At 66.8% G+C, this 14848-nt stretch carries 14 protein-coding genes; 5 read left to right on the plus strand and 9 right to left on the minus strand.

The window, feature by feature from the left end; translation table 11 throughout:
• Nucleotides 1–70: 70 nt before the first annotated feature.
• Nucleotides 71–517: a preQ(1) synthase gene (gene queF / locus WC729_RS02840; protein ID WP_372849318.1), complete on the minus strand. Its 447-nt coding sequence runs from the start codon at nt 515–517 to the stop codon at nt 71–73.
• Nucleotides 518–735: 218 nt separating this feature from the next.
• On the opposite strand from queF, the gene sseA reads away from it, so the two are divergent.
• From sseA to WC729_RS02860, 4 genes are all read left to right on the plus strand, one after another.
• Nucleotides 736–1584 carry a 3-mercaptopyruvate sulfurtransferase gene (gene sseA / locus WC729_RS02845; RefSeq protein WP_372849320.1) on the plus strand — a complete coding sequence of 283 codons (849 nt, stop codon included), beginning with the start codon at nt 736–738 and terminating at the stop codon, nt 1582–1584.
• A gap of 10 nt (nt 1585–1594) precedes the next feature.
• Entirely contained in the window at nt 1595–2794 is a 1200-nt protein-coding gene (gene metC, locus WC729_RS02850; RefSeq protein WP_372849322.1) for a cystathionine beta-lyase, read from the plus strand.
• Complete coding sequence (locus tag WC729_RS02855; protein ID WP_372849324.1) at nt 2791–4077, plus strand: mechanosensitive ion channel family protein; 1287 nt, start codon at nt 2791–2793, stop codon at nt 4075–4077. Before metC ends, WC729_RS02855 begins: the two co-directional genes overlap by 4 nt.
• A gap of 204 nt (nt 4078–4281) precedes the next feature.
• The gene (locus WC729_RS02860) at nt 4282–5049 is read left to right on the plus strand and encodes a TorF family putative porin (protein WP_372849326.1); all 768 of its coding nucleotides are present in this window, start codon (nt 4282–4284) and stop codon (nt 5047–5049) included.
• A 47-nt stretch (nt 5050–5096) separates the two neighbouring features.
• On the opposite strand, the gene WC729_RS02865 is transcribed toward WC729_RS02860, so the two are convergent.
• Genes WC729_RS02865 through ileS form a run of 7 tightly spaced genes read right to left on the minus strand, consistent with a single transcriptional unit; the run spans nt 5097 to nt 12455 of the window.
• A complete protein-coding gene (locus WC729_RS02865) occupies nt 5097–6641 on the minus strand; it encodes an ATP-binding cassette domain-containing protein (RefSeq protein ID WP_372849328.1) in 1545 nt (514 codons plus the stop codon).
• Nucleotides 6638–7420 (minus strand): ABC transporter permease, encoded by a 783-nt coding sequence (locus WC729_RS02870; protein WP_372849330.1) that lies wholly within the window; start codon nt 7418–7420, stop codon nt 6638–6640. The genes WC729_RS02865 and WC729_RS02870 overlap by 4 nt, the downstream gene beginning before the upstream one ends.
• Nucleotides 7417–8331, minus strand: coding sequence for an ABC transporter permease (locus WC729_RS02875; protein WP_372849332.1), 915 nt, complete (start codon nt 8329–8331; stop codon nt 7417–7419). The genes WC729_RS02870 and WC729_RS02875 overlap by 4 nt, the downstream gene beginning before the upstream one ends.
• Nucleotides 8332–8337: 6 nt before the next feature.
• Nucleotides 8338–8604, minus strand: a complete 267-nt coding sequence (locus WC729_RS02880; protein WP_372849334.1) for an endonuclease domain-containing protein — start codon at nt 8602–8604, stop codon at nt 8338–8340.
• 44 nt (nt 8605–8648) lie between these two features.
• Nucleotides 8649–9065: a DUF3035 domain-containing protein gene (locus tag WC729_RS02885; protein WP_372849336.1), complete on the minus strand. Its 417-nt coding sequence runs from the start codon at nt 9063–9065 to the stop codon at nt 8649–8651.
• A complete protein-coding gene (gene lspA, locus WC729_RS02890) occupies nt 9058–9576 on the minus strand; it encodes a signal peptidase II (protein WP_372849338.1) in 519 nt (172 codons plus the stop codon). Before lspA ends, WC729_RS02885 begins: the two co-directional genes overlap by 8 nt.
• On the minus strand, nt 9573–12455 hold the full coding sequence (gene ileS / locus WC729_RS02895; RefSeq protein WP_372849340.1) for an isoleucine--tRNA ligase: 2883 nt from the start codon (nt 12453–12455) through the stop codon (nt 9573–9575). The genes lspA and ileS overlap by 4 nt, the downstream gene beginning before the upstream one ends.
• Nucleotides 12456–12988: 533 nt before the next feature.
• Here ileS and WC729_RS02900 point away from each other — a divergent pair.
• Nucleotides 12989–13231: a hypothetical protein gene (locus WC729_RS02900; RefSeq protein ID WP_372849342.1), complete on the plus strand. Its 243-nt coding sequence runs from the start codon at nt 12989–12991 to the stop codon at nt 13229–13231.
• 178 nt (nt 13232–13409) lie between these two features.
• Here WC729_RS02900 and WC729_RS02905 read toward each other — a convergent pair whose 3' ends face one another.
• A complete protein-coding gene (locus WC729_RS02905) occupies nt 13410–14813 on the minus strand; it encodes a LytR/AlgR family response regulator transcription factor (protein WP_372849344.1) in 1404 nt (467 codons plus the stop codon).
• Nucleotides 14814–14848: the final 35 nt, after the last annotated feature.

The raw sequence follows: 14848 nt of genomic DNA on the forward strand, positions 1-14848 counted from the left end.
TTGCAGCAATGCTGCAGCGCAACAAGAGATTCGCGATAATCTAGGTCAAGATTAAGCCGAAATGAACGGCTCAGCCCCGCCCGCGATATCCCGGGACATCCTGGGAAGGCAGCCAAAGGCTCTCGGGGGGCGGTCCTGACTGCCAGAACACGTCGATCGGAATGCCCCCGCGCGGATACCAATAGCCGCCGATTCGGAGCCAGACCGGCTTCATCTCCGCCGCCAGCCGCTCGCCGATGCCAACGGTGCAATCCTCATGGAATGCCTGGTGGTTGCGAAAGGATCCGAGGAACAACTTCAACGACTTCGATTCAACGATCGTCTCGCCCGGCGCATAGTCGATCACGAGATGCGCGAAATCGGGCTGCGACGTCACCGGGCAGAGCGAGGTGAATTCGGGCACGGCGAAACGCACCAGATAGAGGCGGCCGGGGCGCGGATTGGGGACATAATCGAGCACCGCCTCTTCGGGAGAAGCGGGCAGCGCGCTGGCCTGGCCGAGATGCTTGGGGGTCATGGCCGACTATCTAGGGTGCCGGTGCGCAAAATGGAACGGATCGAGCAATCGCGCCGCGTTCGGCTCGACGCCGCCGCCACCACTGGCTAGAGATAAGCGCAGGAGATTCCTTTCCTTCCGCCCAGTGCCTCGGCCTTGGGTCGTTCTTCCTCCCCGGGACGGTGGATGGAGGGGAGTCACCGGATGCTCGACCCGAGCGGACTTGTTAGGAGGAACACATGGACTCGCTGGTTACGACGGAATGGCTCGCGAACGAGTTGGGCGCGAACGACCTCAGGATCGTCGACGCCACCTATTTCACCACCCTGCCCGGCGAAGCGCCGCGCGATGCGGCGGCGGAATATGAGGCGGCGCATATCCCCGGCGCGGTATTCATGGATCTCGCAGATATCTCCGACACGTCGAATCCCCTGCCTTCGATGCTGCCCCCGCCCGAAAAATTCGCCAGCCGCATGCAGTCGCTCGGTCTGGGCGATGGCAGCCGCGTCGTGCTCTACGACAATGCCCCGCACCACACCGCCGCGCGCGCCTGGTGGATGCTCCGCCTCTTCGGCGCGCATGACGTGGCGATCCTCGACGGCGGGCTCGCCAAATGGCAGGCCGAGGGCCGCGATGTCGCAAGCGGCAAGGAAAGCCTGCGCCACCGCCACTTCACGGTCTGGGCGGACGACAAGGGCGTTCGCACCCTCGACCAGATGAAGGCCAATCTCGGCAACGGCGCGGAACAGGTCCTCGATGCCCGCTCCGCCGCGCGCTTCACCGGCGAAGAGCCCGATCCGCGCCCCGCCACCCATGCCGGGCATATTCCGGGATCGAAGAACCTGCCCTATGGCCAGCTGTTCAACGCCGACGGCACCTGGAAACAGGGCGAGGCGCTGAAGGCCGAATTCGACAAGGCCGGTGTGGATCTGGCCAAACCGGTCGTCATGACCTGTGGGTCGGGCATCACTGCCTCGGTCCTCGCCTTCGGCGCTCACCTGCTGGGCAACGAGGCGGCCGTTTATGACGGCAGCTGGTCCGAATGGGGCGCGGACCGGTCAACCCCCAAGGCAATGGGAACAGCGTGAGCGATAATGAATGAGTGACAAGGACGGCCACCCCAAGGGCGACGCGACCCGCGTCGTCTCGGCCGGACGTCGGCCTGAATGGACCCAGGGGATCGTCAATGCGCCGGTATGGCGTGCATCGACGATCCTCTACGGTTCGGTCGCGGAGCTCCGCGCAGCGGGCGGGCGCGATACGCATCACCGGCTGTTCTACGGCCGGCGCGGTACGCCGACGCAGTGGTCGCTCGCCGATGCGCTGACCGATCTGGAGCCGGGCGCCGAGGCGACCTTCCTCTATCCCTCGGGCGTGGCGGCGATCGCCGCGGCACTATTGTCGGTGCTGTCGCCCGGCGACGAACTGCTGCTGCCCGACAGCGCTTACGATCCGACCCGGTCGATGGGCACCGGCCTGCTCAAGCGCATGGGTATCGCGACGCGCTTCTACGATCCGCTGATCGGCGCCGGCATCGCCGACCTGATCGGCGACAAGACGCGTGCGATCCTCATGGAAAGCCCCGGCAGCCTGACGTTCGAGGTGCAGGATATTCCCGCCATCGTGGCTGCAGCGAAGGCGCGCGGCATCGTGACCCTGCTCGACAATACCTGGGCGACGCCCCTTTTCTTCCCGGCGATCGAGCGCGGCATCGACCTCTCGATCCTTGCCTGCACCAAATATATCGTCGGCCATTCGGATGTGATGCTCGGATCGGTCACCGCCGCGCCGGGCCATTTCGCCAAGCTGCGCGATACCAGCTTCCAGCTCGGCCAGATCGCCAGCCCGGACGATTGCTGGCTCGGCTCGCGCGGCCTGCGCACGCTCGCCATCCGCCTTGCCCAGCACCAGTCCAGCGCGCTGAAGATCGCGCACTGGCTGAAGGAGCAGCCAGAGGTTGCGGCGGTGTTCCACCCCGCTTTGCCGGACTGCCCCGGCCACGAGCTGTTCCTGCGTGATTTCAAGGGATCGACCGGGCTATTCTCCTTCACCCTGAAGGACGCGACCGAGGACGCACGCTCCGCGCTGATCGACGGACTCGAGCATTTCGGCATCGGCTATAGCTGGGGCGGGTTCGAAAGCCTGGCGCTGCCGGTCGATCCGGCACGCTACCGCACCGCCACCAAGCGCCGCGATCCGGGGTTGCTGGTGCGGTTGCAGATCGGCATCGAGGATCCGGACGACCTGATCGCGGATCTCGATGCGGGGCTCGAACGGTTCCGGACCGCACTGGCATGAATTCGGTCGCCGCCTGGCTGCATGCGCAGGGGCTGGCAACGATTTCGCAGAGCATGGCGAACGAGGTTGCCATCGCTGGCGGGCTGGTGCTCGCCGCGCTGGCCTGCGGCGTGATGATGGGTCGAGTCGTCGGACCAGTCGCGGAGCGGGAATGGAAGCAGCGCCTGGGGCACCACGCCGAGGGCGTGGGTGATCGGCTGCACCGGATATTGCGCCACGGCACCGCTGCCCTGTTGCTGGCCATCCTGCTCAACTCGGCGCCTTGGCCGCCGCTTGCGGGTGCCCCGATCGGGCTCGCGCTAGGGGCAGCAGTTGGGCTCACCAGCGTTTCGATTCTCCGCGGCCTCGGCATTCAGCGCTACATGGCCTGGATGGTGGCGGCGATCCTGTTCGTTGCGATCTTCAGTCACGCCGTCGGGGGGCTCGAGCCGATAACGCGAGTCCTCGAACGCATCGGCTTCGACATCGGCAAGCGCCGCTTTTCGTTGCTGTCGCTCATCATCATCGCCGTCACGGCGGTCGCGCTGTTTGCCGGGGTGCGGCTGGTCAACCGCGCGATGGCGCACTGGATCGCCGGTTCGCGCGGCTTCGACCCCACGCAGAAGCTGCTCGCGCAGAAGCTCGCGGCCATCGCGGTCGTCACCATCGCCTTCTTCATCGGCATCGACCTGCTCGATATCGACCTCACGGCGTTCGCCGTCTTCTCCGGCGCGTTCGGCCTCGCCGTCGGCTTCGGCCTGCAAAAGACGATCGGCAACCTGATCGCCGGGATCATCCTGCTGATGGACCGCTCGATCAAACCGGGAGACGTGATCGTCGTCGGGGAGAGCTTCGGCTGGGTCAACCGCATCGGCATCCGCGCCGTTTCGGTGCTGACGCGCGACGGCAAGGAGCATCTGATCCCCAACGAGAACCTCATGACCAACGAGGTCGAGAACTGGTCCTATACCGACCGCAACGTCCGCGTGCGGATTCCGGTGACGGTCGGCTATGGCTGCGACCTGAAGCTCGCCCAGGAACTGATGCTGCGCGCCGCGACGGAAAGCCCGCGCGTGCTCAACAGCCCCAAGTCCAATGTCTGGCTGACGAACTTCGGCGAGAGCGGGGTCGAGCACGAGATTCTCGCCTGGATCAGCGATCCGGAGAGCGGCGTCGGCAATGTCCGCTCGGACGTGCTCAATCGCCTGTGGTGGCTGTTCAAGGAGCATGGCATCCAGGTGCCGTTCCCGCAGCGCCAGGTCCATATCAGCCCGGATTCGCGCACCGCAAATCCGTTGCCGTAGCGTCCCACCACTGTTGCGCAGGTGCAACATGCTCCGCAAACCGGCGGGCGTGTGACAGAATTATGTTGTGCGCTGCAGCGCGTTTCGGCAATATTTCCTTACCGAACGGAAACATTGGCACGGGGTCGTTTCACGGCCCACCACAGATGCCAGGTCCGGTCGGCCGCAGGTGGGGACCCGGTTTTCATATCGAAAGGGACACCCATGCGCTTCTCCACGATCAGCCTCAGCGCGCTGATGCTTGCCTCCGCTACGCCGGCCTTCGCGCAGGAAGAAACCGCGCCACCGCCGCCGATCACGATCAACGGCAGCGCCACGATCGTGACCGATTACCGGTTCCGCGGCATCTCGCAGACGGACAAGAACATCGCCGTTCAGGGCGGCATCACGATCAGCCACGAATCGGGCTTCTATGTCTCGGCATGGGGATCCTCGGTCAGCAACTATGTGACCGCAGCGGTCACCGGCACGCAGGAACTCGACCTGATCGCCGGCTTCAAGAAGACCTGGAACGGCACGACCTTCGACATCGGCGCGCTCTATTACGTCTATCCCAAGACGAAGCTCGCCGGCGACAACAGCAGCTCCGACTTCATCGAGCCCTATGTCTCGGTCGCGCACACCTTCGGTCCGGTCACGGCCAAGGCGACGGCGAACTATGCGCCGAAGCAGAAGGCGCTGGCGCTCGACCAGATCGGCCCGAAGGAAGACAATCTGTATCTCGCCGGCGACCTGTCGGCCGCGATTCCCGGCACGCCGATCGGCCTGACCGGCCATCTCGGCCACACTTTCGGCCCGAGCTGGCTGTCGATCGGCAAGGAATATACCGATTGGGGCCTCGGCGCGACGGTGACCTACAAGGCGCTGACTTTCGGCGTCCAGTATGTCGACACCGACGGCGACTTCATCACCTACACGGGCAAGAACGCGTCCAAGGCCGGCGTGGTCGGCTCGGTCGGCGTCAGCTTCTAAGCAATCGTCACGGGTGGAAGGGGACGGTTCGCGCCGTCCCCTTTCGCTTATCTGCTCGCTGCAATCAGGGCCCTTGCCGCGGCTGATTGCGGCGCTGTCACGATCATCTCGGACGGCCCTTCCTCGACGATCCGCCCCGCCTCCAGCACCGCGATACGGTGACACAGCCGGCGCGCCACTGCGATATCGTGCGTGATCATCAGGATCGCGAGCCCGCGCGTTCGTTGCAGCCGTTCGAGCAGCTCCAATATCCGTCCGGCCACCAGCACATCGAGCGCCGAGGTCGCTTCGTCCAGGATCAGCAGGTCGGGCGACGCGACCAGCGCGCGGGCGATCGCGACGCGCTGCGCCTGCCCGCCGGACAGGCCGGCGGGACGGCGGTCGGCAAAGCCCGCGTCCAGTTCGACCGTCTCCAGCGCTTCGATCGCTCGGGTGCGGCGCTCGGCGGCGGTCAGGTCGGGCATCAGATGGCGCAGCGGCTCGGCGACGCTTTCCGCCACGGTCCATTGCGGGTCGAGGCTCGCCGCAGGATCCTGGAACACCGCCTGCATCCGTGCGCGATGCTCGCGTCGCATTGCACGACGTGGCGGCAAGTCCTCGCCGCGCCACCTAACCGTCCCGCTGTCGCACGGCCCGATCCGTCCGACCGCCCGCGCCAGGGTGGATTTGCCCGAGCCGGATGCCCCCACGATCGCCAGCGCCTCACCCTCCGCCAGCACGAACGACGCGTGGTCGACCGCCGCAATGCGCCCGCCACGCCAGCCGACAGCGCGAAAGCCGACTTGAATCCCCTCGGCTTCGATCAGAGTGCTGCCCGTGGCTGGCAGGTCCGGCGCCGGATCGTTGAGTTTCGGACATGCGGCGATCAGCGCGCGGGCAGCCTTGCTCGCGGGATGCGTCATGACGTCATCCGCGGTGCCTGCCTCGGCAAGATTCCCTGCCTCGAGCACCACGATGCTATCGGCATGACGTGCGACCAGCGCGAGATCGTGGCTGACCAGCAACAGGCCCAACCCATCGTCGCGGAGCCGTGCCAGGGACTCCATGATCGCATGGCGCAGATGCGCGTCGAGCGCGCTGGTCGGCTCGTCGGCGATAAGGAGGGACGGCCCATGCGCGATGGCGGCGGCGATCAGCACGCGCTGGCGTTCGCCGCCCGACAAGCGGTGCGGATAGGCGTCGAGCTTCGCCTCCGGCCTGGTCAGCCCGACCCGGTCGAGCATCGCCGCGAGCGCCGCCCGATCCGGCCGCGGTCCGCCCAGCGCCATCGCCGCTTCGGCCAGTTGCGCGCCGATCTTCAGATGCGGTGTGAGCGCGGTCAGCGGATGCTGGAACACGAAGCCGGCGCGCGCGCGGATCGGGCGGAGATCGGCATCACTCAGGCCGATCAGTTCGCGCCCCTCGAAGCGTGCCGATCCGCTCGGAACACCTGCGCTAAGGCCGAAGGGCGCGAGGCAGGACAAGCTCTTGCCCGATCCGGATGCGCCGACCAGCGCGGTGCAGCGCCCGGGCTCGACCGTGAAGCTCATATCATGGACGAGCGGTATCCCACCAATCGCCACGCCCAGCCGCTCGACCGCATAGAGCGTCATCGCGCGAGCCGGTCGCGCAGGCGCTCGCCCAAAGCGGTCAGGGCAAGGATCAGACCGACCAGCACGCCGCCGGGTACCAGCAGCGCGAGCGGCGCGACGTCCATGTCCTCCGCGCCGTCATGCACGAGGATGCCGAGCGAGGTCAGCGGCTCCTGCACGCCGAGGCCGAGGAAGGAGAGGAAGCTCTCTACCATCACCACCTGCGGCACGGTCAGCAGCAGATAGGCGAGCGCCACGCCGGCGACATTGGGCAGCACATGCCGCAGCAGGATCGCGCTGGATGGCGCCCCCGCCGCTTCCGCCGCCAGCACGAACGGCCGGTGACGCAGTGCCATCACCTGCCCGCGCACCACCCGCGCCATGGTCAGCCACTCGACTGCGCCGATGCCCAGGAACACCAGCACGATGGACCGGCCAAACACGACCATCAACAGGATGACGACGAACATGAAGGGCAGCGCATAGAGCGCGTCGACCACGCGCATCATCGCCTCGTCGACCCGGCCGCCGACCCAGCCCGCGATCGCGCCCCAGGCAGTGCCGATCAGCAACGCGACCAGCGCCGCCGCCGCCGCGACGGTCAGCGTGATCCGCGTGCCAATCAGGGTCCGGGCCAGCAAGTCGCGCCCGACGCTGTCGGTGCCGAGCAGATGGCCGTGCGTGAAGGGCGCAGCGCGGACGCCTTGCCAGTCGATCTGATCATAGCTCCAGGGCAGCGCGAACGGCAGCAGCAGCGCCGCCAGCATCACAACCACGATGGTCCAGCCGGCGACCTTCATCCGCGCACCCGCGGATCAAGCCAGCCATAGGCAAGGTCGGCGATCAGATTGAAAAGCAGGATCAGGCCCGCGTAGAGGATCACCACCCCCAGCACGAGCGGATAGTCGCGGTTGAGCGCGCCCTGCACGAAATAGCGACCGAGCCCGGGCAGGCCGAAGACGGTCTCGATCACCACTGCCCCGGTCAGCAGCCCGGCTGCGGCAGGCCCGAGATAGCTCACGACCGGCACCAACGCTGGTCTGAGGGCATGCCGCCACAGGATGGTGCGGGGCGCGAGGCCTCTCGCCCGGGCGGTCAGCACATGATCCTGCGCCAGTGCCACCGCCAGCCCGGCCCGCGCCAGCCGGGCGATCGCGCCTGCGACGGGGAGTGCCAGCGCGACCACTGGCAGCACCAGCGACGCGGCACCGTCCAGTCCGGAGACGGGGAGCACCTGAAGCCATAGCGCGAAGACCAGGGCGAGTGCCGGGCCAGTCACGAAGGTGGGGACAGCCGTCAGCAAGGTCGCGACGGTCATGATCGCCCGATCGGCCCAGCCGCCTGCGTGAGTCCCGGCGAAGGTCGCAGCGCCGATGCCAAGCGCCAGGGCCAGCAGCAATGCAAGGCCACCGAGGGTGAGCGACACGGGCAGGCCTTGCCCGATCAGCGCGCCGACGGTGAAGTCTTTATAGACCAGCGACGGCCCGAAATCGCCGGTCAGGACGCCGCCGAGATAGCGCGCGGCCTGTTCGGGCAGTGGCTTGTCGAGGCCGTAAGCGGCCGCGAAGGCGGCGCGGGTCGCGGGATCGAGCGGGCGTTCGCTGTCGAACGGGCTGCCCGGCGCCGCGCGCATCAGCACGAAGGACAGCAGGATAACGGCGAGCAGCGTTGGAATCGCGGTCGCGAGCCTGCGGATCAGGATCGCGCGCATGAAACTCTACTTCCCTCCCGCTTCAAGGTATCGTGTTCGTACCTCATCAGCGGACGCATTTGAATCATGCTGGCCGCCGTCCACCTCGACGATCAGCTTGGCTGAGCGCGATACGAAGTCGCAGATGAAGGGGCCGATCGGCACCTGGCGATTGAAGCGCACCCCGGCCACCTTGCGGGCGCTCAGATGGGTCCACAACAAGCGCTCGGCATCCGTCGCGTTGGCGCGCAATTCGCGAGCGCGTAGCGTCGGTCTGCCATAGGCTTTGTCCAACAGGCCCTCCCCCAACCCCTCCCGCAAGCGGGAGGGGAGTTAAGTCAGGGATTCGCCGTCGCGGCGCGGGCGTCCTGGCCGTCGCCTTCGGGGGCGGCGACGATGTCGCGGGTGGTCGAGCCCTTGTCGACGACCGTCGTGCCGGGGTCGCCCACGGCGGAACGGATGCCCGGATCGGCGACTTCCGCACCGGCCGCATCGATCGTCGCGCTTTCCGAAGCGGAGCGGGCCGACTTGCCGCCGAACAGCGCATCGAGCGCCTGGGCGTTGGGGCTCACGTCATTGGCGCGCGCGGCGCCCGGCTGGGGCGGCGTCAGCGCGAAATCGGGCGGGATCACCAAAGGCGCCTGCCGGGCGACGGCGAACTCGTCAGGACGCTCACGGTCCATGCCGCCATGGCCGCAACCGGCGAGCAGGGCTGCCAGGCCAAGCCCGGTTGCGATCGACACCAACTTACGCATTCATATTCTCCACTGAAGCACGCCCTGCCCGCGGCTTGTCGCGCACCAGGAGCGCTCGCACAAGCAGGATGAGCACCCCTATCGTAATCGCCGCATCAGCGACATTGAAGACCAAAAAGGGGCGCCATGCCCCAATGTGGAAATCCGCGAAGTCCACGACATAGCCGAACCGGATGCGATCGAGGATATTCCCGACCGCGCCGCCGAGCACGAGACCGAGCGCAACCTGGTCCTGCCGGTTCGGCTCGCGCAGCATCCACACCAGCACGCCGACCGCGATCGCCGCGGTCAGCGCGACCAGGGCCCAGCGCATCGCCTCAGTATCGGCATGCAACAGGCCGAGCGACACGCCGCGATTGGCGACGAAGCGCAGCGTGAAGAAGGACGTGATCTCCCGCCCCAGGCTGGATGCATCCAGGCGAAGCATGTCGGTGATGCCATATTTGGTCGCCTGATCGACCACGAACAGGACGGCGCCGGTGACGAGGCCGACAAGCGGAAGCTTCTTCATCGCGAAACGACCTTTGCGCAACGATCGTCGAGCGCACCATCTTCCGCGACGTCGGGCAGATGGCGCCAGCAACGGCCGCATTTGTGGAAAGCGGTACGGGTGACCGACACGGCATCGCCGGTCGTGACCTTCGCCACAATGAAAAGTTCGGCCAGTGCCGCGTTCGACAGCGGCGATTTCGGGACGACCACTTCGGCCTCGAGGCTGGAACGCACGATCTTCTCGCGGCGCAGCGGCTCGATCGCTTCGGTCACCTGGACACGCAGCGCGCGGACATCGGCCCAGACGGTCGCGACCGCATCGTCGCCCGGCAGCGCGGGCAGCACCGGCCATTCGAGGAAATGCACCGATCCCTGATCGTCCGGATAGCGCTCCTGCCATACCTCTTCCGCGGTGAAGCAGAGGATCGGCGCGGCGTAGCGCACCAGCGCGTGGAACAGGATGTCGAGCACCGTGCGATAGGCGCGGCGCTTGGCGTCGTCCGGCGCGTCGCAATAAAGGCTGTCCTTGCGGATATCGAAGAAGAAGGCCGACAAATCCTCCTGCGCGAAATCCGTGAGCAGCCGCAGATAACGGTTGAACTCGAAATTCTCCGTCGCCGCCTTCAGCTCGACATCGAGCCGGCCGAGCAGATGGAGCACGTAGAGCTCAAGCTCGGGCATGTGCCGCGTGTCGACCTTCTCCGCGTCGCTGAACCCGTCGAGCGCGCCGAGCAGATAACGGAAGGTGTTGCGCAGCTTGCGATAGGCGTCGCTGGTCGTGCTCAGCACTTCCTTCCCGATGCGCACATCCTCGAAATAATCGGTCTGCGCGACCCACATGCGCAGGATATCGGCGCCCGATTCCTGGATGATCTTGAGCGGATCGACGACATTGCCGAGCGACTTGGACATCTTGCGCCCCTGCCCGTCCAGCGCGAAGCCATGAGTCAGCACCGCATCGTAGGGGGCACGCCCCCGCGTGCCGGCGCTTTCGAGCAACGACGACTGGAACCAGCCGCGATGCTGGTCCGAGCCTTCGAGATAGAGATTGGCGCGGACGCCCTCGCCGTAACGCTGCTCGATCACGAACGCATGGGTGGAGCCCGAATCGAACCACACGTCGAGGATGTCGGTGATCACCTCATAATCCTCGGCGCGATATTTCTCGCCGAGCAGGGTCTGATGGTCGGCCGCGAACCACGCGTCGGCACCGCCGGCCTTGAACGCGTCGACGATGCGCGCATTGACCGCCGGATCGTTGAGATACTGGCCGGTCACGCGGTCGACGTAGAGCGCGATCGGCACGCCCCAGGCGCGCTGGCGGCTGATCACCCAGTCGGGGCGCTGCTCGACCATCGCGCGGATGCGATTCTGGCTGCGCGCTGGCACCCAGCGCGTCCGCTCGATCGCGTCGAGTGCGATCTCGCGCAGGGTCGGCGCATTGCCGACGCCGTGGCCGAGCATCGGCGCGAAGCCGACATCGGCGCCAAGCTCGATCGGCTCGGCGACGGCGAGGTCCTGCTTGATCTCGTCCATCGGGATGAACCATTGCGGCGTGGCGCGGAAGATCACCTTGGCCTTGGACCGCCAGCTGTGCGGATAGCTGTGCGCGAAATCGTCGGAGGCTGCGAGCAGCGCACCTACTTCGCGCAGATCGGTGCAGATCGGCCCGTCCGAAGCGACGAACTTCTTGTTGATGACGCTGCCCTGCCCGCCCAGCCACAGCCAGTCGGCGCGGTACATGCCCGCGCCATCGACCGCGAAAACCGGATCGATGCCGTTAGCCTTGCACAGCAGGAAATCGTCCTCGCCGTGATCCGGGGCCATATGGACCAGGCCGGTACCGGCGTCGGTGGTGACGAAATCACCCGGCAGGAACGGGCGGGGCCTGGCGAAGAAGCCGCCGAGCTTGTGCATCGGGTGGCGGGCGACGGCACCTGCAAGGTCGGAGCCCTTGCCCCGCCAAAGCTCCACGTCGTTGCCGTCGGATAAGCGTTCGTCTTGATAGCCGCCACTTAAAGCAGCGGCACGGGTTCGCTTGCCGAAAGCCCCTTGCAGCTCATCAGCCACCAGTACCTTGAGGCCAGACGTTGTTTCCAGCAGCACATACTGAATCTCCGGCCCATAGCTCAGCGCCTGGTTCACCGGGATCGTCCACGGCGTGGTCGTCCAGATCACCGCATGAGCGCCGACCAGCTCCGGCGCGTTCGGCGCTTCGGTGATCTCGAACGCGACGTCGATCTGGGTCGACACCACGTCCTCATATTCCACCTCGGCCTCGGCCAGCGCGGTCTTTTCGACCGGCGACCACATCACCGGCTTGGCGCCGCGATAGAGCTGGCCGCTTTCGGCGAACTTCAGCAGCTCGTTGACGATCGCGGCCTCGGCCTCGAACTTCATGGTGAGGTACGGGTCTTCCCAGTCGCCCATCACGCCGAGCCGCTCGAACTGGACGCGCTGCACCGCGACCCATTTCTCGGCATAGGCGCGGCATTCGGCGCGGAACTGGGCGACGGGCACCTGATCCTTGTCGAGCTTCTTCGCGCGATAGGCTTCCTCGACCTTCCATTCGATCGGCAGGCCGTGGCAATCCCAGCCGGGCACGTACGGTGCGTCCTTGCCGAGCAGGGACTGGCTGCGGACGATGATGTCCTTCAGCACCTTGTTCATCGCATGGCCCATATGGATGTCGCCATTGGCGTAGGGCGGGCCGTCATGCAGGATGAAGCGCTCGCGGCCTTTGCGCTGCTCGCGCAGGCGATCGTACAGGCCGATCTCCGCCCAGCGCGCGAGGATAGCCGGCTCCTTCTGGGCGAGGCCGGCCTTCATGGGGAAATCGGTCTTCGGGAGGAAGACGGTGTCGCGCCAATCGCGCTGATTTTCTGGTGCGTCGGTCATGAGTGAGCGGGCTTTAGACGAGAGGTTGATGGGTTGAAAGACCCGCGCCGCGAGAGGGCGGGCCAAGATGCGGTGTTGGAGCGCCCGTAATTCGGCAGGCCGGCGCTGGACTCCGCAAGTTCGCGCGGCGGAGCAAGACAAGTACTCGCGGAATTATGCGACCCACCTGCGAGAGAGCCGGAATCGAGCACTATTTCCGGCCTGCAGAATCTTTTCGTGACGATCGGATATCGCCATCTTGCGACTCGCGGACGCACCTTCGCGCGACTGCACGATGAGCCGCGCGGCATTGGGCTCCGCAAGTAATAATTATGCGAGGGGTATCGGATTTTCTTCATGCTTTACTTCAGGCCTTATTCGATCGACCCACCGTCATAACCCGATGACTCGCATAGGTGAATCGGCGGCGGCGGCCCCGGCTGAAACGTCCGCCCCGGCCGTTAACCCGCGCTTAGGCATGATTCGCCGGAACCGCGGCCCCTCGGCACTCGTCTAGCCTGGGTAATTGGCCCGAACGGGAATGGGAGATGACCATGACAGGCGAGGACGAAATAGCCGTGCTCGCACGCGAGACGATGGGTTTGGGCGACCGCTCGCTCGAGGCGATCGAACGCAACATCGCCAATGCCACGCAGGGCGGCCGATGGGATGAGGTACAGAAATGGTGCCGCGTCCGCTTCCGCATCCACCGCCTGTCGCAGGAGCAGCGCCGGTGCGACGAGCTTTATATCAGCGCTATCCGCCGGGGCGTTCATCCGGGGCTGCGGGCGGTTTGAACTCTCAAGCCCCTCTCCCAGCGGGAGAGGGAGGGGCCCATCGCGTAGCGATGGGAGGGTGAGGGTGACGTATCCGAGCGTTTCGTACTCACCCTCACCCCGCGCCGCTTCGCGGCTTGCCCCTCTCCCGCCGGGAGAGGGGAAGAAGAAGTCAGCTCCGCATTTTTTCAAACCATCGCTACCCTGACACAGCCCCAAGGCGCGGCGCATCCAGCGCTTCGCGCAGGGCGGGCTGGCGGGAGCGGCTGACGGGCAGTGGGGCGCCCTCGCTCAGGTGCAGCCGCCAGCGGTCGCCGTCGCGTTCCAGGCGCTGCACCTGGGCCAGGTTGGCGATCACCGAGCGGTGGATGCGCAGGAAACTCGCCGGCAGCTCGGTTGCCAGGCCGTCGAGGCGCGCGGCGTGCAGCAGGGTGCGGCCGCCGACCAGCCGCAGCTCGACATAGTCGTCGGCCCCCACCACGGCGAGGATCTCCGCGATCGGCACCAGTTCGACGCCACGCGCCGACGCCACGGTCAGGCGGTCGGGGCGGCTGGCGGCGCGGGTCAGGGCGGCCTCGCGGCCGCGGGCGTCGCGGCCCAGCCGCACCACCTCGACCATCAGCAGCGGCAGCACCAGACTGGCGGCGAGCAGGAAATAGGAGAGGTCAGTCAGCCATTCGGGGAAGCCGAGGGCCAGCGCGAGGAACAGCGCCAGCCAGGCGAGGGTCGGCCGCGCGCCGGGGATATGCCGATGCACGCCCGCCGCGGCCGGCACGGCGGCGAGCGCCACCCCCAGGATCAGCGCCCAGACCGTCTTTACGTCGAAGCCCGGAAGCAGGGCCGTGGCGCCGACCACGCCCAGCGCCAGGCCGACCATCAGGCCCCGCGCCCTGGGCAGGAACCGGGTGGTGGCATAGGTCACCAGCAGGATCGCGAAGGCAGCGGCCAGCACCCAGATGGCGCTCATCCGCCAGGCGTGCAGCGGATAGGCATAGTCGAACAGCGTCCGCAGGCTCTCGACCACGGCCTGCAGCGCCGCGACCCCGGCCATGGCGGCCAGGACCAGGCTGGACCCGGTACGGCGCATGGCGTGGATGACGCCGAAGCCGAACGCCGCGGCCAGCAAGGCGCCGGCCGCCACGAAGGTGATGGCCAGCAGCGCGATCCGCTGCGGATAGGGATAGGGCGCGACGACCATCGCGCTCATCGGGCGGGCGAAATGCAGGCCGCCATGGAAGGACGACAGGCGCAGCACCAGCGTGTTCCCGCCGGACCGCCAGGCGGTCTCGCGGATGGGAAAGATCGCCTGGTAGCGCCCGGGACGCTCGGCCTGCGCCGTGGCACCGGGCTGGCCGTTGACGCCGAGGCGCTTGCCGTTGAGCCAGGCCTCGGACGAGGCGACGCCCGCCACATAAAAGGCGTGCGGCCGAGTATCAGTGGGGGCGCCGACGGCGGACCGGAGCCAGAGCTCGCGCCCCTGGGGATCGACGAAATCCCGGATCGGGCGGCAGTCGCTCAGCACCGGACCGGCCGGACCAACCGTACCGTGACAGGCTTGCCACGGCATGTCCTGGGCCTGGGCTGAGGCCGCGGGGACTATCACGAGGAGAAGGAGGAACAGGATTCGCCACATGCGCG

Origin of the sequence: Sphingomonas sp., from assembly GCF_041661825.1 — a bacterium.
In the GTDB taxonomy this organism is placed as follows: Bacteria; Pseudomonadota; Alphaproteobacteria; order Sphingomonadales; family Sphingomonadaceae; genus Sphingomonas.

Coding starts and splice junctions, on each gene's coding strand:
- queF (WP_372849318.1), bottom strand. CDS start 517: ATGACCCCCAAGCATCTCGGCCAGGCCAGCGCGCTGCCCGCTTCTCCC.
- sseA (WP_372849320.1), top strand. CDS start 736: ATGGACTCGCTGGTTACGACGGAATGGCTCGCGAACGAGTTGGGCGCG.
- metC (WP_372849322.1), top strand. CDS start 1,595: ATGAGTGACAAGGACGGCCACCCCAAGGGCGACGCGACCCGCGTCGTC.
- WC729_RS02855 (WP_372849324.1), top strand. CDS start 2,791: ATGAATTCGGTCGCCGCCTGGCTGCATGCGCAGGGGCTGGCAACGATT.
- WC729_RS02860 (WP_372849326.1), top strand. CDS start 4,282: ATGCGCTTCTCCACGATCAGCCTCAGCGCGCTGATGCTTGCCTCCGCT.
- WC729_RS02865 (WP_372849328.1), bottom strand. CDS start 6,641: ATGACGCTCTATGCGGTCGAGCGGCTGGGCGTGGCGATTGGTGGGATA.
- WC729_RS02870 (WP_372849330.1), bottom strand. CDS start 7,420: ATGAAGGTCGCCGGCTGGACCATCGTGGTTGTGATGCTGGCGGCGCTG.
- WC729_RS02875 (WP_372849332.1), bottom strand. CDS start 8,331: ATGCGCGCGATCCTGATCCGCAGGCTCGCGACCGCGATTCCAACGCTG.
- WC729_RS02885 (WP_372849336.1), bottom strand. CDS start 9,065: ATGCGTAAGTTGGTGTCGATCGCAACCGGGCTTGGCCTGGCAGCCCTG.
- lspA (WP_372849338.1), bottom strand. CDS start 9,576: ATGAAGAAGCTTCCGCTTGTCGGCCTCGTCACCGGCGCCGTCCTGTTC.
- ileS (WP_372849340.1), bottom strand. CDS start 12,455: ATGACCGACGCACCAGAAAATCAGCGCGATTGGCGCGACACCGTCTTC.
- WC729_RS02900 (WP_372849342.1), top strand. CDS start 12,989: ATGACAGGCGAGGACGAAATAGCCGTGCTCGCACGCGAGACGATGGGT.